We start from the raw sequence: 21,503 nt of genomic DNA on the forward strand, positions 1-21,503 counted from the left end.
TCACCGCCATTGTGCCCGATGACCGCAACCGCTCGTCGGGCGACCTCGGTACCCGGCTCAGCCGGTGGGGTCGTCGCCGCGGTCGAGGGCGTCCCAGGCGGCCCGGTTGCCCTCCGCGGGCTTCGCCGGGGCGCGCCGGGAGGCGCGTCCACCGGTCCGCTCGTACCGCGAACCCATCGACGGCCAGGACGGCCCGCGCACGGCCACCAGCAGCCCGGCCAGCACCACCAGCAGCCCAGCGACGACCACCGCGACCGCCCACCCGGGCGACGTCGACACCGAGTCGACCGGCCCGGCGGCCTCCGGACCGGTCGTCAGCCAGTCGGACACCCGCCCGGCGAGGTCGGGCAGCACCAGGGCGGCCATGACGGCCTGGACGGCGCCCAGCACGGCCAGCACGCCCCCGACGACGCGCCGCCCGGCCCGCCGCAGCGCCGGGACCGCCACGACGGCCGCCAGCGCCACCAGCGCGGCGGCCGGGGCGAGCGGCAGCAGGTCGGACCCGGACACCGTGGCGGACGTCACCGAGAGTGACGACGACTGCTCACCGCTCCCCCACGGCCGGGACGCCGCGACCAGCCCGAGCACGCCGCCGGCGGCCAGCAGGAGCAGCGCGCCGGCGTACTCGCGGCGGGCGGACGGGCTCACCGGACCGGCCGCATCGTCTCGGCGACGGCGATGGCACGCAGCGCCGCGGCGGCCTTGTTGCGCGACTCCGTCCACTCCGCCTCTGGATCGGAGTCGGCGACGATGCCGGCGCCGGCCTGCACATACGCTGACCCGTCGCGGATCAGCGCGGTGCGGATGGCGATGGCGACGTCGAGGTCGCCGGCGAAATCGAGGTACCCGACGACGCCGCCGTAGACGCCGCGGCGCACCGGCTCGAGGTCGTCGATGATCTCCATGGCCCGCACCTTCGGCGCGCCGGACAGCGTGCCGGCCGGGAAGCAGGCGGCCAGCACGTCCAGCGCCTCCTGGTCGTCGCGCAGCCGCCCGACCACCGTCGACTCGATGTGCATGACGTGGCTGTAGCGGCGCACCGTCATGAAGTCGACCACCTCGACGGTGCCGGGCGCGCAGACGCGGCCGAGGTCGTTACGGGAGAGGTCGACCAGCATGAGGTGCTCGGCCCGCTCCTTGGGGTCGGCGAGCAGCTCGTCGGCCAGCGCGGCGTCGGCCTCGGGGGTGTCGCCGCGCCACCGGGTGCCGGCGATCGGGTGCGTCATGGCGCGGTCGCCGTTGACCTTGACCAGCGCCTCCGGGCTGGACCCGACCACGGAGTAGGCGCCGTTGCCGTCGCCATCGGGGCCAGGCAGCCGGACGAGGTACATATACGGGCTCGGGTTGTCGCGGCGCAGCACCCGGTAGACGTCCAGCGGGTCGGCCGTGGTCGGCGTCTGGAACCGCTGCGAGAGCACGACCTGGAACGCCTCGCCGGCCCGGATCTCCTCCTTGGCCCGCTCGACGGCGGCGAGGAAGTCGGGCTTGTCAGTGCGGCTGTCGTGCCGCGGCGGCGCGCCGGGGTCGTACGAGGCGACCGACGACGGCGTCGGCTGGGCCAGCTCGGCGGTCATGCGGTCCAGCCTCTCGACCGCGTCGGCCCACGCCTGGTCGACCCGTTCGTCGCTGTCGTCCCAGTTGACGGCGTTGGCGACGAGCAGGATGGTGCCGTCGTCGTGGTCGAGGACGGCGACGTCGGTGGCCAGCAGGAACGACATGTCCGGCAGCCGCAGGTCGTCGGTGGTCGTCTCCGGGAGCCGCTCCAGCCGCCGCACCGCGTCGTAGGAGACGAACCCGACCAGCCCGCCGGTCAGCGGCGGCAGGCCGGGCAGCCGCCGGCTCTTCAACGCCTGCAGCGTGCCGCGCAGCGCCTGCCACGGGTCGCCGCCGGACGGCAGCCCCACCGGCGGGGGACCGTGCCAGACGGCCTCGCCGTCGCGCTCGCTGAGCACCGCGGCCGAGTGGGCGCCGACGAACGAGTAGCGCGACCACACGCCGCCGTGCTCGGCGGACTCCAGCAGGAACGTGCCGGGCCGGTCGGCGGCCAGCTTGCGGTACACGCCGACCGGGGTCTCGCCGTCGGCCAGCAGCCGGCGCACGACCGGGATGACGCGGTGCTCCTTGGCCAGCACCCGGAACGTCTCGAGATCGGGGGTGACGTTCACGCGGCGGCGCCCGGGACGGAGTCGAGCAGGCCGTCGTCGAAGCAGGTGCGGGTGCCGGTGTGGCAGGCCGGGCCCTCCTGGTCGACCTTGAGCAGCAGGGTGTCGCCGTCGCAGTCGAGGCGCACCTCGCGCACCCACTGCCGGTTCCCCGACGTCTCGCCCTTCACCCAGTACGCGCCGCGGCTGCGGCTCCAGTAGGTGGCCCGGCCGGAGGTGAGCGTGCGGTGCAGCGCCTCGGCGTCCATCCACGCGAGCATGAGCACCTCGCCGGTGTCGTGCTGCTGGACGACCGCGGGCAGCAGGCCGTCGGGGGTGAGGGTGAGCCGGGAGGCTACGGTGGGGTCGAGCCCCCCATCGGCGGCATTGTGCATGCCCCCATTGTCGCCGACGACACGCCTCCAGATCTTCGGTATCGCATCGTGGACGAGACGATGACCAACTAGGGTGCCATGGTTGGGTAACAGCGCAGCGACTCTTGACGAAGGAGCATTCTCGTGGCAAGCACGTCCCGCGCCGCCTTGGCGGCGCCGGTCGCCATTGCCGCGGTGCTGCTGCTCGCGGGGTGCTCGGACGACGGCGACGAGCCCCAGCGCGACGCCTCGGGCAACGTCACCGAGTCCGCCGGCGCCGACGTCTTCGACGTCCAGGCCGGCGACTGCCTCGGCGACTTCGGCGACTCCGAGCAGGTCACAGACGTCTCCGTGGTCCCGTGCGACCAGGAGCACGCGCAGGAGATCTACGCCACGGCCGAGATCGCCGACGGCGAGCTGCCCGGCGACGACGACCTCCGCGCGCAGGCCGAGGAGACGTGCACCGCCGAGTTCGAGGCCTACGTCGGCCTCGCCTACGCCGAGTCCGCGCTCGACTTCACCTGGCTGCAGCCCACCGCCGAATCGTGGGACCAGGGCGACCGCGAGCTGGTCTGCCTCGTCTACGATCCCGCCGGGCCGGTGACCGGGTCATTGCAGGGTGCGAACCGCTGAGGCCACCGATGACCGTCACCACCACGAACTCCGCCGACCGCCCGAGCGGCCGGCGGTGCAGAGGCGCCGTGCCCACGGCGTGTACAACCTGAAGGAGACAATGATCGTGCGAATCACGATTCGTACCGCTGTCACGGCGCTCGCCGCCGTCGCCGCGCTGAGCCTCAGCGCGTGTGGCGACGACTCGTCGGACGACAACGGCGGCGGCGACTCGACCGCCACCACCGAGGAGACCCCGGCGGAGGACGAGACCCCCGCCGAGGACGAGACCCCCGCCGAGGAGACTCCGGCGGAGGACGAGACCCCGGCCGAGGACGAGGGGTCCGATGGCGAGACCCAGAACGTCTTCGACGTGGGCCTCGGCGACTGCATCAGCAACTTCAACGCTGAGGAGCAGATCGAGGAGCTGACCGTCATCCCCTGCGAGCAGGAGCACGACCAGGAGGTGTTCACGGTCGTCGAGGTCCCGGACGGTGACTTCCCGGGCTCCGAGACGTTCCAGGCGCAGGTCGAGTCCGACTGCATCGCCGAGTTCGCCACCTTCGTCGGCATGGACTACAGCGAGTCGGCGCTGGAGATCCAGTGGCTGGAGCCGACCGAGGAGTCGTGGGCAGAGGGCGACCGCGAGCTCGTCTGCACCGTGCTCGACCCGGCCGGCCCGGTGACCGGCACCCTCGAGGGCGCCAACCGCTGAGGTCCGGCAGCGGCCTGGGTCAGCGCGACTGGCTGACCCAGGCCGTATGCAGGGCGGCGTACACGCCGCCCTTCTGCACGAGCTCCGCGTGCGGCCCGGACTCCACCAGCCGGCCGCGATCGAACACGAACACCTCGTCGGCGGCCTCGGCGGTGGACAACCGGTGCGCGATGGTCACCGACGTCCGGCCGCGGGAGATGCCCTCGAGCGCCCGCGCCAGCCGCACCTCCGTCGCCGGGTCGACCGCGCTCGTGGCCTCGTCGAGGACCAGCAGGTCGGGGTCGGCGAGGTAGGCCCGGGCCAGCGCCACCAGCTGCCGCTCGCCCGCCGACAGCGACTCGCCGCGCTGCCCGACCGGCGTCTCCAGGCCGTACGGCAGGGAGTCGAGCCACTCCCCCAGCCCCAGTTCGGTGACGGCGAGCAGCAGTTCCTCGTCGGACGCCTCGGGCTTGCCGTAGCGCAGGTTCGCCGCGAGGGTGTCGTCGAACAGGAAACCCTCCTGCGGCACCATGACCACCCGTTCGCGCAGCGACGCGAACCGGATGTCGCGCAGGTCGGCGCCGTCGACCAGCACCCGCCCCTGCACCGGGTCCATCAGCCGGGTGAGCAGCTTGGCGAACGTCGTCTTGCCCGAACCGGTCTCGCCGACCACCGCCACCCGGGTGTGCCGGGCGATGGCGACGTCGACGTCGTGCAGCACCGTCGGCCCGCTCGGGTAGGCGTAGGAGACGCACTCGAAGCGGACGTCGATGGGGCCGCGGGGCAGCCTGACGCCGTCCTCGCCCGGGTCGGCGACGTCGGCGTGGGTGTCGAGGATGCCGAGCACCCGCCGCCAGCCGGCGATGGCGTTCTGCGCCTCGCTGAGCACCTCGGTGCCGATCTGGACGGGCGCCACGAACAGCGTGACCAGGAACAGGAACGCCAGCATGCGGCCCAGGCTGATGTCGCCGGCGACGCCGAGCAGCACGCCGACCACGATGATGGCGGCGTTGGCCAGCCCGGCCACCACCTCGCCGGTGGAGAACGCCGTGGCCGCGAGCCGCTGCGCCCGGCTGGCGGCGACCCGGTGCGACTCGACGGCGTCGTCGATGCGCTGCTGGGTGCGGCCCTCGACGGCGTAGGCGCGGACCGCCTGGGCGCCGACGACGGCCTCGGAGATGGAGCCGAGCATGCCGCCGACCCGCTCGCGCACCACCATGTACGCCCCCGACAGCATGCGCTGGAACGTCCGCAGCGCCAGGAACAGCGGCAGGAAACAGACCCAGACCAGCAGCGTCAGCTGCCATGAATACACGGCCATGACGATGGTCGCGATGACCAGCTGGCCCAGGCTGGCCAGCATGATCAGCCCGCCCCACTGGACGAACTGGGAGATGGTGTCGACGTCGCTGGTGACCCGGGAGACCAGCGAGCCGCGCCGCTCGGTGTCCTGGGTCAGCACGGAGAGGTCGTGCACGTGCCGGAACGCCTTGGTGCGCAGCGTGGCGAGGCCGGCCTCGCTGGCCCGGAAGATGCGCCGGTTCATGTGGTAGGCGGCGACCACGGTGAGGACGATGCCGACGCCGGCCAGCCCGACCATCCAGCGGACGTAGCCGAGGTCGGCGCCGCCGCTGGCGTTCAGGCCGTCGTCGACGGTCTGCTGGACGGCGATCGGCACGACCACGCGCCCGGCGGTGGCGACCAGCGCGAGCAGCAGCGTGACCAGCAGCCCCTGGGTGATCTCCGGCGACAGCGCGAGGCCGCGCCGGAACGTCGCCCAGGCGGAGCCGGACTGGACGTCGCCCAGGCGCGATCCTGGGCTGGCTGCCGTGCTCATGACTGGTCCTTCGGGTCGGTGCCGGCCATGGCCCGCTCGGCGGCGTCGCGTTCGTACGCGGTGATCAGGTCGCGGTAGCCGGGCGACGTGGTCAGCAGCTCGGCGTGGACGCCGCGCGCGGACACCCGGCCGTCCTCGACGTAGACGACCTCGTCGGCCAGCGCGATGGTGGCCCGCCGGTAGGCGACCACGACGACCGTCGACGGCAGCGCGGCGTCGCGCAGCCCGGCCAGGATGCGCCGCTCGACCTCGGGGTCGACGGCGCTGGTGGCGTCGTCGAGGACGAGCAGCCGGGGCCGGCGGACCAGCGCGCGGGCCAGCGCCAGCCGCTGCCGCTGCCCGCCGGACAGGGTGGCGCCGCGCTCGCCGATGCGGGCGTCGAGCTCGCCGGCGAGGCTGGTGACGAAGCGGTCGCCCTGGGCCAGCCGCAGCGCCGCCCAGACGTCGTCGTCGGGCACCGTCAGGCCGAGCGTGACGTTGTCGCGGACGGTGTCCTCGAAGATGAACGGCTGCTGGAACACCAGCGACACCGCGCCGGCGACCTGCCCCGGTTCCAGCTCGCGCAGGTCGGTGCCGTCGAGCAGGACCGCGCCGGTGGCCGGGTCGACCAGCCGGACCAGCAGGCTGGCCAGCGTCGACTTGCCCGACCCGGTGGACCCGACGACGGCGATGGTGCGGCCCGGCTCGACGTCGAGGTGGACGCCGTCGAGCACCGGCGTGCCCTCGACGTAGGAGTACGTGACGTCGCGGACGCCGAGGTGCGCGGGTTCGCCGGCGCCGTTGAGGCTGCTGGTCCCGTGCGGGAGCGCGCCCTCGGCGTCGAGGACGGCCTGCACCCGCCGCCAGCCGACGGTGGCACGGGGCAGCTCGCCGAGCACGAAGCCGATGGCGCGGATCGGGAACGCGGTGATGGTGAGCAGGTAGGCGACCTGGACCAGCGTGCCGGGCGCCAGCGACCCGTCGGCGACCCGGGCAGACCCGATGACCAGCACCGCCAGCACGCCGAGGTTGGGCAGCGCCTCCATCAAGGGGTCGAACGCACCGCGGATGCGGCCGACCGCCGCGTTGGCGTCGCGCAGCTGGCCGGCGACCTTGCCGAACCGGGCGGTCTCGGCGGCCTCGCGGCCGAGCGCCTTGACCACCATGGCGCCGTCGAACGACTCGTGCGCCACGCCGGACAGCTCCGCGCGCAGCGCCTGCGCCCGCGTGGCCAGCGGCGACAGCCGGCGCTGGTAGAAGAAGTTGAGCAGCAGGATGGCCGGGAACAGCAGCGCGCCGACCAACGCCAGCCAGGGGTCTGCCAGGAACATCGACACCAGCGCGAACACCAGCATGACCACGACGCCGAGCGCGAACGGCAACGGCGCGATGGGCCAGAACGACGACTCGACGTCGGCGTTCGCGTTGGACAGCAGCTTGCCGGTGGAATGCTGGTGGTGCCACGACAGCGGCAGCCGGAGGTATTGGCGGCTCACCTGGCGGCGGTAGCGCGCGTTCAGGCGGTACTGCCCCAGCCCGGCGAAGTACCGGCGCACCACGATGCCGGCGGCCTTGACCAGCGCCGTCACCATGATCGCCAGCGCCGTCAGCGCCAGCGCGCCGGTGGTGGTCTCGCCGTCGCGGAAGGCCGGCACCACCACGCGGTCGGTGATCCGCCCGATCACCTCGGCCGCCGCCACCGTCGCGATCCCGTACACCGCGCTGCCGGCGACCGCAATGCCGAGAATGACGGGTTCGTCGCGCATGGCCCGGACGAGGATCCGGACCCCCTCGCGCAGGGTGGCCTGCCGCTCGTCCCTCACATCACTCGCTCTCTGCGCTCCCGACTGCGGCCCTCGGAGGGCGCGCAGGCGGGCTCGAACGCGCGCGCGAATTTCCGTGGGGTGCCCGGCTTTGTACGGTACCAACAGCCGCCGACACACCTGTAATCCGTTTCCAGCGGAATCGCGGGGCCGGCGACCGTTGGCCTGCTGGTCTGGCGTCACGTCCTGGTCTCCTGTCACGTTCGAGGTCCCGTATCGGGTGTTTCGCGTGACAGAGGACCAGGACGCAACACCAGACCAGGACGCCGAGCGGCGGCAAACCCGTGGAGACGGCGCTGCCCGCCTCACCACGAGGGCGAGGCGGGCAGCGGTGACGGCGGAGGCGTCAGGCCGTGGCGCGGCGCGACCGCAGCAGGAACGCGAGCCCGACGATGCCCAGCAGCGCGGCCGCGGTCAGCGGCAGGCCCGGGCCGGAGCCGGTGTCGGGCAGCGGCTCGCCGGTCTCGCTCGGCGACGGCTGCGGCGTCGGCGTGGCCGAGTCGGTCGGCGTCGGGGTCGGGGTCGGCGTGGGCTTCTCGACGACCTCGATGGTGACGGTGGCCGGCTCGGACGTCGCGGCGCCGTCGGAGACGGTGAAGGTGAACGCGTCGTCGCCGGTGTAGCCGTCGGCCGGGGTGTAGGTGAGGTCCGGCGCGGTGCCGCTGAGCGTGCCGTTCTCCGGCTCGGACGCCAGCTCGTAGGTGAGCTCGTCACCGTCCTCGTCGGTGCCGGTCAGCGTGATGTCGACCGGGGTGTCGACGGTGGTCTCGACGGCCTGGTCGTCGGCGACCGGCGGGTGGTTCGCCTCGAACGTCCCTGCCGCGATCAGCACGGCCGAGTCGAAGATCGGGTCGGACGTGTCGGCGATGGCCAGCTTGACGTGGTTGGTCTCACCGGCCTCCACAGCGGCCACGCAGGTCAGCAGGGTGGTGAAGCCGTCGAGCTCGGTGTCGTGCGTGTGGTTGGGCCGTTCGTTGTCGACGTAGAGGCCGGCGTGACTGTCGTTGTTGATCGTGTTGACCGAGACCGGCTGGTCGTCGTCGCCGACGACTGCGCAGTTCTCGCCGTTGACGAAGAACCCGAAGACGTCGTTGTAGGGCGAACCGACGTACTCGTTGTACTCCTCGGAGCCGAACGTGTACTGGAACGAGATCTGGTCGGTCGCCGGGACGAAGTCGAACTCCAGAACGGTGGCGTCGAACGTCGCCGCCTCGACCAGTGCCGTGAGGTCGTCGTCGCCGGGCGCGCCCAGCTCGGTGGTCATGGTCTTCGAGACGTTCGGGCCGAGGATGCTGCTGTACTCGCCGGCCACGGCGCCGGACGACAGCACCACACCGCCCGGCACACCGAAGACCGGCTCGAAGCCGCCGGCCAGGCCGGCGCCGAACGGGTTGCCGGTGAACGCGACGTTGTCGACGGTGACGCCCTCGCCGAGCAGCGACTGGACGATGTCCTCGGCGGTCAGGCCGCCGGTGTCGAGGTCGGCGACGGTCTGGTCGCCGACCCCCTCCCCCTTGGCGACCGGCGCCGGTAGGCTGCGCGGTTCCTCGGCCGCCAGCGCGGCCGGCGCGCCGGTGGCGATGATCAGTGTCGCGCCCGCGGCCAGCATGGCCGTTCTGCGGGCAGACGAAAGAGACCTCACAGGTGTGCCCCCCTCAAGGCATGGCGGCACCACGGTGCCGCCGCAAAAAGTCACAGAAAAGTGTGTCGAATCAAGATCCGCCGCAGGGCGGACCGCGTCAGCATAGCGGCATCGGCGGCTCTTGTGACGTCTCGACCCGGTATGTCCGCGGCGCGTCTCAGCGGACGGTATGACCGGATTCCGCGAGGGCCGTCTTGACCTCGCCGATGCGCAGCTCACCGAAGTGGAAGACGCTCGCGGCCAGGACGGCGTCGGCCCCGGCGTCGACGGCGGGCGCGAAGTCGGCCAGCGCTCCCGCGCCGCCGCTGGCGATGACCGGCACGTCGACGACGGCACGGACGGCGCGCAGCAGCTCGAGGTCGTAGCCGTCCTTGGTGCCGTCGGCGTCGACGGAGTTCAGCAGGATCTCCCCGGCGCCCAGCTCGGCCGCCTTCGCCGCCCACCCGACGGCGTCGATGCCGGTGCCGCGGCGCCCGCCGTGCGTGGTGACCTCGAAGCCCGACTCGGTGCCGCCGCCGCGCCGCGCGTCGACCGACAGCACCAGCACCTGGTTGCCGAACCGGCCGGCGATCTCGGCGACCAGCTCGGGCCGGGCGACGGCGGCGGTGTTGACGCCGACCTTGTCGGCCCCGGCGCGGAGCAGGCGGTCGACGTCCTCGACGGCGCGCACGCCGCCGCCGACGGTCAGCGGGATGAACACCTGCTCGGCCGTGCGCGCGACGACGTCGTACGTGGTGGACCGGTCGTCGGACGAGGCGGTGATGTCGAGGAACACCAGCTCGTCGGCGCCCTCGGCGCCGTAGGCGGCGGCCAGCTCGACCGGGTCGCCGGCGTCGCGCAGGTCGGCGAACCGGACGCCCTTGACCACGTGGCCGGCGTCGACGTCGAGGCAGGGGATGACGCGGACGGCCACGCTCACGCCGTGGCCACCTTCAGCGCCTCCTCCAGGGTGAACTGGCCCGCGTACAGCGCCTTGCCGATGATCGCGCCCTCGACACCCACGTCCACCAGCGAGCGCAGCGCCGCGACGTCGTCCAGGCTGGACACCCCGCCGCTCGCGACGACGGGACGGGACGTGCGCGCGCAGACCTCGCGCAGCAGGTCCAGGTTGGGGCCGCGCAGCGTGCCGTCCTTGGTGACGTCGGTGACGACGTAGCGGGCACAGCCGTCGCGGTCCAGCCGCTCCAGCACCTCCCACAGGTCGCCGCCGTCGCGGGTCCAGCCGCGGGCGGCCAGCGTGGTGCCGCGGACGTCCAGTCCGACGGCGACGCGGTCGCCGTGGCGGGCGATGGCCGACGCCGTCCACTCCGGGTCCTCCAGCGCTGCGGTGCCGAGGTTGACCCGGCGGCAGCCGGTGGCCAGCGCCGCGGCCAGCGATTCGTCGTCGCGGATGCCGCCGGACAGTTCGACGTCGACGTCCAGGCGCCCGACGACCGACGCCAGCAGCTCGCGGTTGGACCCGCGGCCGAACGCGGCGTCGAGGTCGACCAGGTGCACCCACGGCGCGCCCGCACCCTGCCAGGCCAGCGCGGCCTCCAGCGGGTCGCCGTAGGACGTCTCGGACCCGGCCTCGCCCTGCACCAGGCGCACGGCCTGGCCGTCGGCGACGTCGACGGCGGGCAGCAGCTCGAGGATCGACATCAGAGCTTCACCGCCCGGAACCGCAGCCGGCGGTAGTCGGCCCACCAGGCGTCGTCGTGCCACAGCGCCGGGCGGGCGATCTCCTCCGCCCGCGTCAGCACCTCGGCCGGCAGCCCTTCGACCTGTGTCGACGCGAACATCTCCAGCCACTTCGTCAGGCCGTCGGGGCCGGTCAGCTTGGTCGGCCGGTCGTAGAAGTCGAGCTGGCGGATCTCCAGCCCGGCGTCCTCCAGGATCGCCGCGTACTCGGCCGGCGAGTTGAAGAACCACGGCCAGGTGCGATCGGGCAGCCCCGCCTCGCGGCAGGCGCGGTCGACGGCCGCCGTGATCGACGCGACGTTGCCGGTGGCGCCCATCTCGGCGACGAACCGGCCGCCCTGGCGCAGCGCGTCGGACACGCAGCCGAGCACCTCGACCTGCGCCGGCATCCAGTGCAGCGCCGCGTTGGAGACGACGGCGTCGACCGGCTCGTCGACGGTGAAGTCGTGCGCGTCGGCGACCCGCAGCTCGGCGGCGTCGCCCAGCCGCTCGCGGGCGGCGTCGATCATGGCCGGGTCGGAGTCCATGCCGATGACCCGCGCGCCGGCGTCGATCAGCCGCGCCGTCAGTTCACCGGTGCCGCAGCCGAGGTCGAGGATGGCCTCGCCGGCCTGCGGCTGCAGCCAGTCGAGCAGTTCCGCGCCGTAGGCGGCGACGAACGCGAAGTCGCGGTCGTAGGCGCGCGCGTCCCAGTTGGTCACGGTCACAAACCTTTCACCCAGTTCTCGAGTAGGTGCAGCCCCGCGTCACCGGACTTCTCCGGGTGGAACTGCGTCGCGGTCAGCGGCCCGTTCTCGACGGCGGCGACGAAGGTGTCGCCGTTGTGGTCCGACGTGGTCACCAGAGGCGGTTTCAGCCGCTCCGGCGGTGGCATCACCCACTGGCGGACACCGTACGAGTGCACGAAGTAGAACCGCTCCTTCTCCACCCCGCCGAACAGCACCGAGCCGTCCGGCACGTCGACGGTATTCCAGCCCATGTGCGGCAGCGGGTGCGCCCGCAGCCGCTCGACGACGCCCGGCCACTCCCCCATGCCGTTGGTCTCGACGCCGTGCTCGACGCCGCGCTCGAACAGGATCTGCATGCCGACACAGATGCCCAGCACCGGCCGGCCGCCGGCCAGCCGCCGTCCGACCACCTCGTGCCCGCGGGCGGCGCGCAGGCCGTCCATGCAGGCGGCGAACGCGCCGACGCCGGGGACGACGAGCCCGTCGGCCTCGGCCGCGGCCTGGCGGTCCGCGGTCAGCGTGACGTTCGCGCCGACCTGCTCCAGCGCGCGCGTGGCGGACCGGACGTTGCCGGATCCGTAGTCGAACACGACGACGTCTCGGTTGGGTGGCACGTCACTCATCGTCCACCCCGGCGTGTCACACTTCCAGCGTGAGCCTCGACGATCGTGCCGCCGCGCTCGGCCGGCGTTGGCCGCTGCGGGTGGCCGTGGGCTCGGCGGCGGTCGCGGTGGCGGGTCTGGCCACGACCGGTGCCGGCGGCTGGTACTACGCCGACGAGCTGCTGCAGGTGCGCCCGGAACCGCCCGACTTCCCCGTCGAGGTCGTCGCCGTCGTCGGCTCCACCGTCACGCTGTCCGGCCCGGGCGCCGACGAGCCCGGCGTCGTCGGGCTGCAGTGGCCGGGCGGGTTCGCCCGCGTCGGCCCGGACATCGACCTCGCCGGCGAATACGTCCTGCGCAGCATCCAGCCGTACCCGCAGCTGCCCGCCGTCGGCACGAACGTGCGCGTGGCCTACTACGCCGCGCCCGACGACCTGCGCGACCTCTCGCGCGTCGCCGGCGTCGCCGCCCGCACCGTCGAGTTCGACGGCCCGCTCGGCAGCTACCCGGCCACCTACCTGCCGGCCGGCGGCGAGCGCTGGATGATCCACGTCCACGGCCGCGGCGCCACCCGGGCCCAGGCGTACCGGCTCGTCCCCGCCGTGCACCGGCTGGGCCTGCCGCAGCTGTCCATCGGCTACCGCAACGACGACGACGCGCCCGAGGGGCCGCACCGCGAGTACGGGCTGGGCTGGACGGAGTCCGAGGACCTCGCCGCCGCCCTCGACTGGGCCCGCGGGCAGGGCGCCCGCGAGTTCGTCCTGACCGGCTACTCGATGGGCGGCGCGATCGTCGGCAACCACCTGCGGGTCGCCGGCTCGGAGGGCGTCCGCGGTGTCCTCTACGACTCGCCGGTGCTGTCGTGGACGGACATCCTCGCCTACCAGGCGCGGCTGCGCGGCGTGCCGGCCTTCGGCGCCACCGTGGCGGCGTCGGTCGTGCGGGCCCGCACCGGCATCAACGTCTGGGCCATGGACCAGGTCGCGCACGCCGACCAGCTCGACGTCCCGGTGCTGCTGGTGCACGGCTCCGCCGACACCACCGTCCCGGTGACGTCGTCCGACCGGTTCGCCGAGGCCCGCCCGGACCTCGTCACGTACGTCCGCACCGAGGCCGAGCACGTCCGCAACTGGAACCTCGACCCGGCCGGGTACGAGGACGCGGTGACGGCGTTCCTGACGTCGCTGCCCGCGGACGCCTCCGTGCCCGCCTAGCGTCACAACGCGCCCTTCGTCGACGGCACGCCGCGCTCGCGCGGGTCGATGGCGACGGCGGTGCGCAGCGCCCGCGCGACGGCCTTGAACTGGGCCTCGGCGATGTGGTGCGGGTCGCGGCCGCCGAACACGCGCACGTGCATGGTCAGGCCGCCGTGGTGCGCCAGGCTCTCCAGCACGTGCGCCGTCAGCGACCCGGTGAAGTGGCCGCCGATCAGCACGAACTCCTGACCGGCCGGCTCGCCGGAGTGCACGAAGTACGGGCGTCCGGACACGTCGACGACGGCGTGCGCCAGCGCCTCGTCCAGCGGCACGGTGGCCTCGCCGTAGCGGACGATGCCGACCTTGTCGCCGAGCGCCTCGCGCAACGCCTGGCCGATGACGATGGCGGTGTCCTCGACGGTGTGGTGGACGTCGATGTGGGTGTCGCCCTCGGACCGGACGGTGAGGTCGATGAGCGAGTGCCGGGCCAGCGCCGTCAGCATGTGGTCGTAGAACGGCACCGTGGTGGCGATGTCGTGGCGGCCCTCGCCGTCGAGGTCCAGTTCGACGCTAACCTTGCTCTCGCTGGTCGCGCGCTCGACCTTGGCGGTGCGGCTCATGACTGCTCCTTCAGTACGTCGCCCAGTACGTCACCCAGTGCCACCTTGAACGCCGTCGTCTCCTCGGGCGTCCCCACGGAGACCCGCAGCCAGCCGTCCGGGCCGGTCTCGCGGATCAGCACCCCGTGGTCCAGCAGAGCCTGCCAGACGGCGTGGCGGTCCTCGAACCGGCCGAACAGCACGAAGTTCGCGTCGGACTCGGCGGCCCGCAGGCCCTGCTCGCGCAGCCAGCTCGCCAGCGCGTCCCGCTCGTCGCGCAGCTGGGCGACCCGCTCCTGCAGCTCGGCCGCGTGCTCGAGCGCGACGACGGCGACCGCCTGCGTGACGGCTGACAGGTGGTACGGCAGCCGGACGACGCGCAGGACGTCGACGATCTGCCGGCTCGCCGCGGCGTAGCCGAGCCGGGCGCCGGCGAAGGCGAATGCCTTGCTCATCGTCCGGGTGACGATCAGCCGCGGGTGCGTGGCCAGCAGGCTGAGCGCGCTGGGCACGCCGTCGCGGCGGAACTCCGCGTACGCCTCGTCGACCACTACGATGCCGTCGGTGGCGTCGTGCAGGACACTGACCAGGCCGAGCGGGACGGCGGTGCCGGTGGGGTTGTTCGGCGACGCGACGAACACGACGGTCGGCTGGTGCTCGGCGATCGCCTTCAGCGCGGCGTCCTCGTCGATGCCGAAGTCGTCGTCGCGCCGGGCCGTCGCCCAGTTCGTCGAGGTGTCGCGGGCGTACTCGGGGTACATCGAGTAGGTCGGCGCGAAGCTGAGCGCCGTGCGTCCCGGGCCGCCGAAGGCCTGCAGGATCTGCAGCATGATCTCGTTCGAGCCGTTGGCCGCCCAGACCTGGCCGGTCTCCAGCGTCACGCCGGACTCGCGGTCCAGGTAGCCGGCCAGCCGCTCGCGCAGTGTCGTCGCCTCGCGGTCCGGGTACCGGTTGAGGGTCCGGACGGCGTGCGCGACGGCGCGGGCGGCGTCGGCGACCAGTTCCTCCGACGGCGGGAACGGGTTCTCGTTGACGTTCAGGCAGACCGGAACGTCCAGCTGCGGCGCGCCGTACGGCTCGACACCGCGCAGCTCGTCGCGGATGGGGAGCTCATTCATCGGGGAACCTCGCGGTGACGGCCTCGCCGTGCGCCGGCAGGTCCTCGGCGTCCGCGAGCGCGCGGACGTCGTCGGCGATGCCTCGCAGGGCCGGTTCGTCGTACTCGACGACGTGGACGCCGCGCAGGAACGTCTGCACCGACAGGCCCGACGAGTGCCGGGCGCTGCCGCCGGTGGGCAGGACGTGGTTCGAGCCGGCCGCGTAGTCGCCGAGGCTGACCGGGGACCACGGGCCGACGAAGACGGCGCCGGCGTTGCGCACCCGGGCGGCCACGGCCGCGGCGTCGCGGGTCTGGATCTCCAGGTGCTCGGCCGCGTAGGCGTCGACGACGGCCAGGCCCTGGTCGAGGTCGTCGACGAGGACGATGCCGGACTGCTCGCCTTGGAGCGCCGTCCTGACGCGTTCGTCGTGCTTGGTGTTCGCGGCACGCCGCTCGAGCTCGGCCGTGACGGCGTTCGCCAGCGGTTCGCTCTCGGTGACCAGCACCGATGCGGCCAGCGGGTCGTGCTCGGCCTGGCTCACGAGGTCGGCGGCGACGTGGCCGGGGTCGGCGGTGTCGTCGGCCAGCACCGCGATCTCCGTCGGCCCCGCCTCGGCGTCGATGCCGACGACGCCGCGCAGCAGCCGCTTCGCCGCCGCGACGTACACGTTGCCGGGCCCCGTCACCAGATCGACGCGCTCGACCTCGCCGGGGATGCCGTACGCGAGCATCGCCAGCGCTTGGGCGCCGCCCACCGCGTACACCTCCGTGACGCCGAGGAGCGCGCAGGCGGCGAGGATGGTCGGGTGCGGCAGGCCGCCGGCCTCTTTCTGCGGCGGCGACGCGACGGCCAGGCTGCCGACCCGCGCGACCTGCGCCGGGACGACGTTCATGACGACGCTGCTCGGGTAGACGGCCAGGCCGCCCGGCACGTACAGGCCGACACGCTGGACCGGGATCCACCGCTCGGTGACCCTGCCGCCGGGGACGACGGTCGTGGTGACGTCCTGCCGCCGCTGGTCGCCGTGGACGAGGCGGGCGCGGCGGATGGACTCCTCCAGCGCCGCCCGGACCCGCGGGTCGAGCGTGTGGAGCGCGTTGCCGAGCGCCTCCTGCGGAACCCGCAGCCGCGGCGGCGCGACGCCGTCGAACCGCAGGGTCAGCTCCCTGACCGCGTCGGCCCCCCGATGCCGCACGTCCTCGCAGATCGGCCGAACGGCAGCGAGCGCCGCCTCGACGTCGATCGGGGCGCGTGGGACGAGCATGCGGTAGTCGAGGCTCTCGCCGGCGGCGAGCCTCCCCCGCAGGTCGATGCGGCGTATCACTCACCCGAGTCTAGGCGCGGGGTTCACCCATCGGACGCATTGCCCGCATCGCAAGATGTCGTGGGCGCCGTTGCAGGAAGGTGCGCGATCCGGCTACCCTGGAGTCAGCCAAGGGCAGTAGCCCGAGGAAGTGAGCCCGAGACCCCTCCGGACGGTGGTGGCGCTCGGGCTTTGCGCTGTCTAGGGCCTGACCACCACGACCGTGGCGATCAACGGTGCCACGCGCCGGCGCCAGTCCTTGCCCGCGCCCCAAGCCCAGGCGATCGCGTCCGGCAGCCAGAGCAGGGGCTCCGCCCTCGGCGGTAGGTGCCGGTAGCTGAATTGGCCGTCCAACCCGGCCGTGCGTACCGCCTCGTAGAGCGCGGCCCGGTCACGCTCGTCCGCATGCCCGCGGGCCGCCGCCCTAGCCGAACAGGGCCCGCGCCATCGCCGGCGCCGACGCGGCCACCTCGCGGAGGTACCCCTGCCGCGTCCCGGGCGGGTTGGAGTCCTTCGAGTCGTGCGCGACGCCGACCGCGTCGAGGCCGAGCGACCGGCAGAGCGCGACCGTCCGCGGCAGGTGGAAGCGCTGGCTGACCACCAGCAGCCGCGACAGCCCGAACTCGTCGCGGGCCCGCACGCACGACGCCCAGGTGTCGACGCCGAGCGGGTCCTCGACGATCGCCGCGTCCGGCACGCCGGCCGACACCAGGTAGCGCCGCATCGCCGCCGGCTCGTCGTACCCGCCGGGCGCGGTCCCGCCGCTGACCAGCAGCGTCCGTGTCCGCCCGAGGTGGTACAGCGCGGCGGCGACGTCCAGCCGCCCGGCCAGCAGCCGCGACGGCTGCCCGTCGGCGCGGACCCCGGCGCCCAGCACCATCGTGACGTCCTCGGCCGGCGCGTCGGCCGGGTCGGACAGGATCCGGCCCGCGCTCGCCCAGTACGCCCACAGCGTCGGCGTCACCAGCGCGACGACGGCGGCAGCGGCGGCCAGCCCGAACCAGCGGCGCCGGGTCATCCGGCCACCGGCTCGAGGTATCCGCAGCGCGGCGTCAGCGGTGCACCGCCTCGGTCGCGCGCAGGGCGGGCAGGTCGGCGCGGGTCGGCAGGCCCTCCCAGTCGCCGAGGGAGGTGCAGGCGAACGCGCCCGCCGCGACCGCCGTCGCCAGCCGCCGCTCGACCGGTGCGCCGTCCATCAGCTCGGTGAGGTAGCCGGCCACGAACGCGTCGCCGGCGCCGACGGTGTCGACCACCCGCACCGGGACGGCCGGCGTCCGCCGCAGCTCGCCGTCGACCAGCGAGACGGCGCCGTCGGCGCCCAGCTTGATGACGACGTGCGCCGGGCCGAGCGCGGCCAGCGCGTACACCATGTCCGACGGGTCGCCCTCGGGCACGATCAGCGACGCCTCCTCCGGCCCGGCGAACAGCACGTCGGCCTGCCGGGCCAGCGGCGTCAGCGCGGCGCCGGCGTCGTCGCGGCTCCACAGCGCCGACCGGTAGTTCAGGTCCAGCGAGACGGTCGTGCCGGCCGCCTTCGCGGTGTCGACGGCCAGCTGCACCGCCGACGCCGGGCCGGGGCCGAGCGCCGGGGTGATGCCGGTGACGTGCAGGACGGCGGCCTGCTGGATCGGCTCCAGCGGCAGGTCGAACGCCGTCAGCGCCGACGCCGCGCTGCCGGCCCGGTAGTAGCGGACCCGGGTGTGCAGGCTGTTCGGCCGCTCCTTCACCATCAGGCCGGTGGGCCGGGTGTCGTCGACGGTGGCGACCGTGGTGATCCCCTCGGCGCGCAGCTCGCGCAGCATCAGCTCGCCGAAGCCGTCGGCGCCGACCCGGCTGATCCACGTCGCCGGACGACCCAGCCGCCGCACGCCGACCGCGACGTTGAGCTCCGCGCCCGCGACCGACACCAGCGCGGCACGGTGGTGCGCCCAGCCGCCGGTCTCGGCGGCCGCGACGAGCGCCATCGCCTCGCCGATCGTGACGAGGCCGCGGGCGCCCCCGCTCATGCGCCCGCCCGCGCGTCGCGCACGGCCGCCAGCGCCCGCGCCGCCCGGTCCGCCAGCGCCCCGAGGTCGCCGCCGTCCGCGGCGTCGCCCAGCAGCGGACCGCCGAGCCCGACGCCGGACGCGCCGGCCCGGATCCAGTCGCCGATGTTGTCGAGGCTGACGCCGCCGGTCGGCATGATCGCGATGTCCGGGAACGGCCCGCGCAGCGCGGTGATGTACGACGGCCCGACCGCCGAGCCGGGGAACAGCTTGACCACGGTGGCGCCGGCCCGCCAGGCCGTCAGGACCTCCGTCGGCGTCAACGCGCCCGGGTAGGCCGGGATGCCGGCCGCACGGGCGGCCGCGATGACGTCCGGCTCGACCGACGGCGACACGACGAACCCGGCGCCCGCCTCGACGACGGCCCGCGCCTGCTCCGCGTCGACGACCGTGCCCGCGCCGATGTCGACGCTGCCGGGCAGCGTCTTGCGGAGCTCGCGGATCGCGTCCAGCGCGCCCGGCGACGTCAGCGTGATCTCCAGGCAGGTGATCCCGGCGTCGACCAGGGTCCGGCCGATGTCGCCGAACCGGTCGGCGGAGCGGGCCCGCAGGATCGCCATGACCCCGGTCTCGCGCAGTTGCGGGCTCGGGGGGATGCGGTCGGTCATCGTGGTTCCTCTCTGCGGCGGGGTGCGCCGAGTTGCTCCGAGACGGCCCGGCCGGCGGCGACGACCTGCTCGCCGAGCCGCTCGAACCGGTCTGGGGTGACGCGGGTGGCCAGCCCGGCGACGGAGACGGCGGCGACGACGGCGCCGTCGTGGTCGAACACCGGCGCGGCGACGCAGCGGATGTCCGGCTCGTTCTCGATGTCGTCGACGGCGTAGCCGCGCTCGCGGACGGCGCTCAGCCCGGCCCGGAACGCGCCCGGCCCCGTGACCGTCCGCTCGGTCCGCGCGGCCAGCCCGTGCGCGACCACCGTCTCGACGTCCCTCGGGTCGGCGAAGGCCAGGTAGGCGCGGCCGACGCCGGTCGAGTGGGCCGGCTGCCGCGAGCCGACGGAGGAGTTCATCCGCACCCGCCCCGGCCCGTCGATCTTGTCGATGTAGACCATGTCGGGCAGGTCGGGCAGCACGAGGTGCACCGACTCCCCCGTCGCGTCGACCAGGCGGCGCAGCGCCGGCTGGGCCAGCGCGCGCAGGTCGACGGAGTCGAGGTAGCCGCGGCCGAGCTGTGCGGTGCGCGAGCCGAGCAGGTGCCGCCCCTGTTCGACGCGGACGAGTCCCGCCTCGGCGAGCGGCGCGAGCAGCCGCAGCGCCGAGCTCTTGTGCACGCCCACGGCGACGGCCAGCTCGGTCAGCGTCGCACCGCCCGACGGCGTGGCCGTGGCCACCGCGTCGAGCAACGCGATCCCCCGTCGCAGCGACGACGAGTTGTTCCGCTCCACCGGCTCACCCTCTGTTGCGCTTTGCACAACGACGTTGTGTAGATGAGCCCATCATATATCGGGCATCGGGCGCGGGGCGGCCGGTCGGGCCGCCCCGCACCTCGGCTCAGGCGCCCTTGGCGATGTCGCGCAGCCAGCGCAGTTGTTCGCGGGTCTGGAACGTCTGGCCGCCCTCGTGCTTGTTGTACGGCCAGATCCTGATGTCCTTCGGCCCGGCGTAGTGGTTGTACGAGGCGAACACGGTCGACGGCGGGCAGGTGGTGTCCATCAACGCGACGCTGTACAACGCGGGGGTGGTGGCGCGGGCGGCGAAGTTCATGCCGTCGAAGTAGGACAGGGTGCGGAAGACCTGCTCTTCGTGGTCACGGTGGATGGACAGGTAGCGGGCGATCTCGTAGTACGGCAGCGTCTCGACGATCTCGGTGGCGCGGCGGTAGCCGGTGAGGAACGGGACGTCGAACATGGCGCCGGCCAGGCCGGGGCGCAGCCCGGCGACCGCGGTGGCGATGCCGCCGCCCTGGCTGCCACCGGCGATGACGACGCGCGAGGAGTCGACCAGCGGGTGCGACAGGGCGGCGTCGACGGCACGGACGGCGTCGGTGAAGACCCGGCGGTAGTAGTAGTCGTGCGGGTCGAGCACGCCGCGGGTCATGAACCCGGGGGTCTGCGCGTTCTGCCCGCCGACCGGGTCGGGGGTGTCACCGGGGGTGCCGTTCGAGCCCTGCCCGCGGGTGTCCATGACGAAGGTCGCGAACCCGGCGACGGGCGAGGACAGCCAGTCGTGCGGGAAGCCGCGGCCGCCGCCATAGCCGATGTAGTGGACCACCGTCGGCAGCGGCTCGGCCGCGCCGGCGGGGACGATCAGCCAGCCGGCGATGCGGTGCCCGCCCCAGCCGGAGAACCGCACGTCGAACACGTCGACCAGGCGTAGTGCGGCGTCGTACGGGGTGAATTGCGCATCGAGCGGGAACTGGGCGGCCTCCTCCAGCGTCCGCGACCAGAAATCATCGAAATCGGGCTGCTCGTCCCGCACCGGGCGATAATCGCGCAACTCGGAAAGGGGCTTGTCGAACAACGGCATGGCGGTCGTCCTCCGCGAGGCGTCGTTGAATGTGGTCGGACCACCCTAATCGACGGCCGCGCCGTGCCACCGGTCCGTACCAGGGCTAAAGGTGCAACTCGCTGGTAACACACCGTTCACGGATGATCGAAACGCGGCGCGTGCGATGACGAATCACGTGGGTTGGGTCTAGATTGCCCTAATGGGGACAACAACACGCCAGCGCACAGGAACACCGGCCACGCTGGTGCTGGAGCGAGCCGGAGTGCCGTTCACCGTGCACCCGTACCACCACGACACCTCCGCGCCGTCATTCGGCCTGGAGGCTGCCCGCGCCCTCGGCGTCGTGCCGACGCGCGTCTTCAAGACCCTGCTGGCCGAGGTCGACGACGAACTCGTCGTCGCCGTGGTGCCGGTGTCGGGGTCACTGGACCTCAAGTCGCTGGCTCGCGCCGCCTCCGGCAAGAAGGCGGTCATGGCCGCCACGTCGCAGGCCGAGCGGGCCACCGGCTATGTGGTCGGGGGAATCAGTCCGTTCGGGCAGCGCCGCCGGCTGCCCACCATCGTGGACGAGGCGGTCTACGGCTACCCGACGGTGTTCGTCTCGGCCGGTCGCCGCGGTCTCGACCTCGAGATCACGCCGTCCGACCTCGTCCGGCTGACCGGCGCGAAGACCGCCACCATCGGCCGGACCAGCTAACTCG

General features: G+C 73.5%; 22 protein-coding genes. 4 read left to right on the plus strand and 18 right to left on the minus strand.

All coding sequences use genetic code 11. The features are described from left to right. Positions 1–57: 57 nt before the first annotated feature. From ACW62_RS05440 to hisI, 3 genes are read right to left on the minus strand one after another with little or no spacing between them, the layout of a single operon-like run. The gene (locus tag ACW62_RS05440; RefSeq protein WP_053203038.1) at positions 58–648 is read right to left on the minus strand and encodes a TIGR02234 family membrane protein; all 591 of its coding nucleotides are present in this window, start codon (positions 646–648) and stop codon (positions 58–60) included. Further along, positions 645–2,165, minus strand: coding sequence for an anthranilate synthase component I (locus tag ACW62_RS05445; RefSeq protein WP_053203039.1), 1,521 nt, complete (start codon positions 2,163–2,165; stop codon positions 645–647). The genes ACW62_RS05440 and ACW62_RS05445 overlap by 4 nt, the downstream gene beginning before the upstream one ends. Then, positions 2,162–2,536, minus strand: a complete 375-nt coding sequence (gene hisI / locus ACW62_RS05450) for a phosphoribosyl-AMP cyclohydrolase (protein ID WP_053203040.1) — start codon at positions 2,534–2,536, stop codon at positions 2,162–2,164. Before hisI ends, ACW62_RS05445 begins: the two co-directional genes overlap by 4 nt. 123 nt (positions 2,537–2,659) lie before the next feature. Here hisI and ACW62_RS05455 point away from each other — a divergent pair, with 123 nt between their 5' ends. Both ACW62_RS05455 and ACW62_RS05460 read left to right on the plus strand, forming a co-directional pair. Next, positions 2,660–3,148, plus strand: coding sequence for a septum formation family protein (locus tag ACW62_RS05455; RefSeq protein WP_169791994.1), 489 nt, complete (start codon positions 2,660–2,662; stop codon positions 3,146–3,148). A 106-nt stretch (positions 3,149–3,254) separates the two neighbouring features. Next, positions 3,255–3,842: a septum formation family protein gene (locus ACW62_RS05460; protein WP_169791995.1), complete on the plus strand. Its 588-nt coding sequence runs from the start codon at positions 3,255–3,257 to the stop codon at positions 3,840–3,842. 19 nt (positions 3,843–3,861) lie between these two features. On the opposite strand, the gene ACW62_RS05465 is transcribed toward ACW62_RS05460, so the two are convergent. The 7 genes from ACW62_RS05465 to hisH all read right to left on the minus strand — a co-directional run bounded on the left by ACW62_RS05465 (position 3,862) and on the right by hisH (position 12,124). After that, entirely contained in the window at positions 3,862–5,658 is a 1,797-nt protein-coding gene (locus ACW62_RS05465; RefSeq protein WP_083459249.1) for an ABC transporter ATP-binding protein, read from the minus strand. Next, positions 5,655–7,403: an ABC transporter ATP-binding protein gene (locus tag ACW62_RS05470; RefSeq protein WP_053203144.1), complete on the minus strand. Its 1,749-nt coding sequence runs from the start codon at positions 7,401–7,403 to the stop codon at positions 5,655–5,657. The genes ACW62_RS05465 and ACW62_RS05470 overlap by 4 nt, the downstream gene beginning before the upstream one ends. Before the next feature lie 403 nt (positions 7,404–7,806). Further along, positions 7,807–9,069 carry a choice-of-anchor L domain-containing protein gene (locus ACW62_RS05475; RefSeq protein WP_053203043.1) on the minus strand — a complete coding sequence of 421 codons (1,263 nt, stop codon included), beginning with the start codon at positions 9,067–9,069 and terminating at the stop codon, positions 7,807–7,809. Positions 9,070–9,259: 190 nt separating this feature from the next. Beyond that, complete coding sequence (gene hisF, locus ACW62_RS05480; protein WP_053203044.1) at positions 9,260–10,021, minus strand: imidazole glycerol phosphate synthase subunit HisF; 762 nt, start codon at positions 10,019–10,021, stop codon at positions 9,260–9,262. Further along, the gene (gene priA, locus ACW62_RS05485) at positions 10,018–10,743 is read right to left on the minus strand and encodes a bifunctional 1-(5-phosphoribosyl)-5-((5-phosphoribosylamino)methylideneamino)imidazole-4-carboxamide isomerase/phosphoribosylanthranilate isomerase PriA (RefSeq protein ID WP_053203045.1); all 726 of its coding nucleotides are present in this window, start codon (positions 10,741–10,743) and stop codon (positions 10,018–10,020) included. The genes hisF and priA overlap by 4 nt, the downstream gene beginning before the upstream one ends. Then, the gene (locus ACW62_RS05490) at positions 10,743–11,483 is read right to left on the minus strand and encodes a class I SAM-dependent methyltransferase (protein ID WP_053203145.1); all 741 of its coding nucleotides are present in this window, start codon (positions 11,481–11,483) and stop codon (positions 10,743–10,745) included. Before ACW62_RS05490 ends, priA begins: the two co-directional genes overlap by 1 nt. 2 nt (positions 11,484–11,485) lie before the next feature. After that, positions 11,486–12,124 carry an imidazole glycerol phosphate synthase subunit HisH gene (hisH, locus tag ACW62_RS05495; RefSeq protein ID WP_240477238.1) on the minus strand — a complete coding sequence of 213 codons (639 nt, stop codon included), beginning with the start codon at positions 12,122–12,124 and terminating at the stop codon, positions 11,486–11,488. Between the two features lie 38 nt (positions 12,125–12,162). On the opposite strand from hisH, the gene ACW62_RS05500 reads away from it, so the two are divergent. Continuing rightward, positions 12,163–13,326: an alpha/beta hydrolase gene (locus ACW62_RS05500; RefSeq protein ID WP_053203047.1), complete on the plus strand. Its 1,164-nt coding sequence runs from the start codon at positions 12,163–12,165 to the stop codon at positions 13,324–13,326. A 2-nt stretch (positions 13,327–13,328) separates the two neighbouring features. Here the strand turns inward: ACW62_RS05500 and hisB are convergent, their stop codons facing one another. From hisB to ACW62_RS05540, 8 genes are all read right to left on the minus strand, one after another. Further along, a complete protein-coding gene (gene hisB, locus ACW62_RS05505; RefSeq protein WP_053203048.1) occupies positions 13,329–13,928 on the minus strand; it encodes an imidazoleglycerol-phosphate dehydratase HisB in 600 nt (199 codons plus the stop codon). Further along, a complete protein-coding gene (locus ACW62_RS05510; RefSeq protein ID WP_053203049.1) occupies positions 13,925–15,025 on the minus strand; it encodes a histidinol-phosphate transaminase in 1,101 nt (366 codons plus the stop codon). Before ACW62_RS05510 ends, hisB begins: the two co-directional genes overlap by 4 nt. Next, the gene (gene hisD, locus ACW62_RS05515; RefSeq protein ID WP_053203050.1) at positions 15,018–16,331 is read right to left on the minus strand and encodes a histidinol dehydrogenase; all 1,314 of its coding nucleotides are present in this window, start codon (positions 16,329–16,331) and stop codon (positions 15,018–15,020) included. The genes ACW62_RS05510 and hisD overlap by 8 nt, the downstream gene beginning before the upstream one ends. 403 nt (positions 16,332–16,734) lie before the next feature. Continuing rightward, entirely contained in the window at positions 16,735–17,328 is a 594-nt protein-coding gene (locus ACW62_RS05520) for a SanA/YdcF family protein (RefSeq protein WP_053203051.1), read from the minus strand. Between the two features lie 34 nt (positions 17,329–17,362). Further along, a complete protein-coding gene (locus tag ACW62_RS05525; protein ID WP_053203052.1) occupies positions 17,363–18,316 on the minus strand; it encodes a sugar kinase in 954 nt (317 codons plus the stop codon). Then, positions 18,313–18,963 (minus strand): bifunctional 4-hydroxy-2-oxoglutarate aldolase/2-dehydro-3-deoxy-phosphogluconate aldolase, encoded by a 651-nt coding sequence (locus ACW62_RS05530; protein ID WP_053203053.1) that lies wholly within the window; start codon positions 18,961–18,963, stop codon positions 18,313–18,315. The genes ACW62_RS05525 and ACW62_RS05530 overlap by 4 nt, the downstream gene beginning before the upstream one ends. Next, positions 18,960–19,739, minus strand: a complete 780-nt coding sequence (locus ACW62_RS05535; protein WP_205629150.1) for an IclR family transcriptional regulator — start codon at positions 19,737–19,739, stop codon at positions 18,960–18,962. Before ACW62_RS05535 ends, ACW62_RS05530 begins: the two co-directional genes overlap by 4 nt. Positions 19,740–19,845: 106 nt before the next feature. Continuing rightward, positions 19,846–20,820: an acetylxylan esterase gene (locus ACW62_RS05540; RefSeq protein WP_053203055.1), complete on the minus strand. Its 975-nt coding sequence runs from the start codon at positions 20,818–20,820 to the stop codon at positions 19,846–19,848. Positions 20,821–21,001: 181 nt separating this feature from the next. Between ACW62_RS05540 and ybaK the strand changes: the two genes are divergently transcribed. Next, positions 21,002–21,499: a Cys-tRNA(Pro) deacylase gene (gene ybaK, locus ACW62_RS05545; protein WP_053203056.1), complete on the plus strand. Its 498-nt coding sequence runs from the start codon at positions 21,002–21,004 to the stop codon at positions 21,497–21,499. Positions 21,500–21,503 lie beyond the last annotated feature (4 nt).

The sequence above is a fragment of the Jiangella muralis genome (assembly GCF_001270745.1).
GTDB lineage: Bacteria > Actinomycetota > Actinomycetes > Jiangellales > Jiangellaceae > Jiangella > Jiangella muralis.

What these genes read in the sequence shown, in the direction of transcription:
- hisI (WP_053203040.1), bottom strand. Translation starts at nt 2,536, where the DNA reads ATGCACAATGCCGCCGATGGGGGGCTCGACCCCACCGTAGCCTCCCGG.
- ACW62_RS05465 (WP_083459249.1), bottom strand. Translation starts at nt 5,658, where the DNA reads ATGAGCACGGCAGCCAGCCCAGGATCGCGCCTGGGCGACGTCCAGTCC.
- ACW62_RS05470 (WP_053203144.1), bottom strand. Translation starts at nt 7,403, where the DNA reads ATGCGCGACGAACCCGTCATTCTCGGCATTGCGGTCGCCGGCAGCGCG.
- ACW62_RS05475 (WP_053203043.1), bottom strand. Translation starts at nt 9,069, where the DNA reads ATGCTGGCCGCGGGCGCGACACTGATCATCGCCACCGGCGCGCCGGCC.
- priA (WP_053203045.1), bottom strand. Translation starts at nt 10,743, where the DNA reads ATGTCGATCCTCGAGCTGCTGCCCGCCGTCGACGTCGCCGACGGCCAG.
- hisB (WP_053203048.1), bottom strand. Translation starts at nt 13,928, where the DNA reads ATGAGCCGCACCGCCAAGGTCGAGCGCGCGACCAGCGAGAGCAAGGTT.
- ACW62_RS05510 (WP_053203049.1), bottom strand. Translation starts at nt 15,025, where the DNA reads ATGAATGAGCTCCCCATCCGCGACGAGCTGCGCGGTGTCGAGCCGTAC.
- ACW62_RS05520 (WP_053203051.1), bottom strand. Translation starts at nt 17,328, where the DNA reads ATGACCCGGCGCCGCTGGTTCGGGCTGGCCGCCGCTGCCGCCGTCGTC.
- ACW62_RS05525 (WP_053203052.1), bottom strand. Translation starts at nt 18,316, where the DNA reads ATGAGCGGGGGCGCCCGCGGCCTCGTCACGATCGGCGAGGCGATGGCG.
- ACW62_RS05530 (WP_053203053.1), bottom strand. Translation starts at nt 18,963, where the DNA reads ATGACCGACCGCATCCCCCCGAGCCCGCAACTGCGCGAGACCGGGGTC.
- ACW62_RS05540 (WP_053203055.1), bottom strand. Translation starts at nt 20,820, where the DNA reads ATGCCGTTGTTCGACAAGCCCCTTTCCGAGTTGCGCGATTATCGCCCG.
- ybaK (WP_053203056.1), top strand. Translation starts at nt 21,002, where the DNA reads ATGGGGACAACAACACGCCAGCGCACAGGAACACCGGCCACGCTGGTG.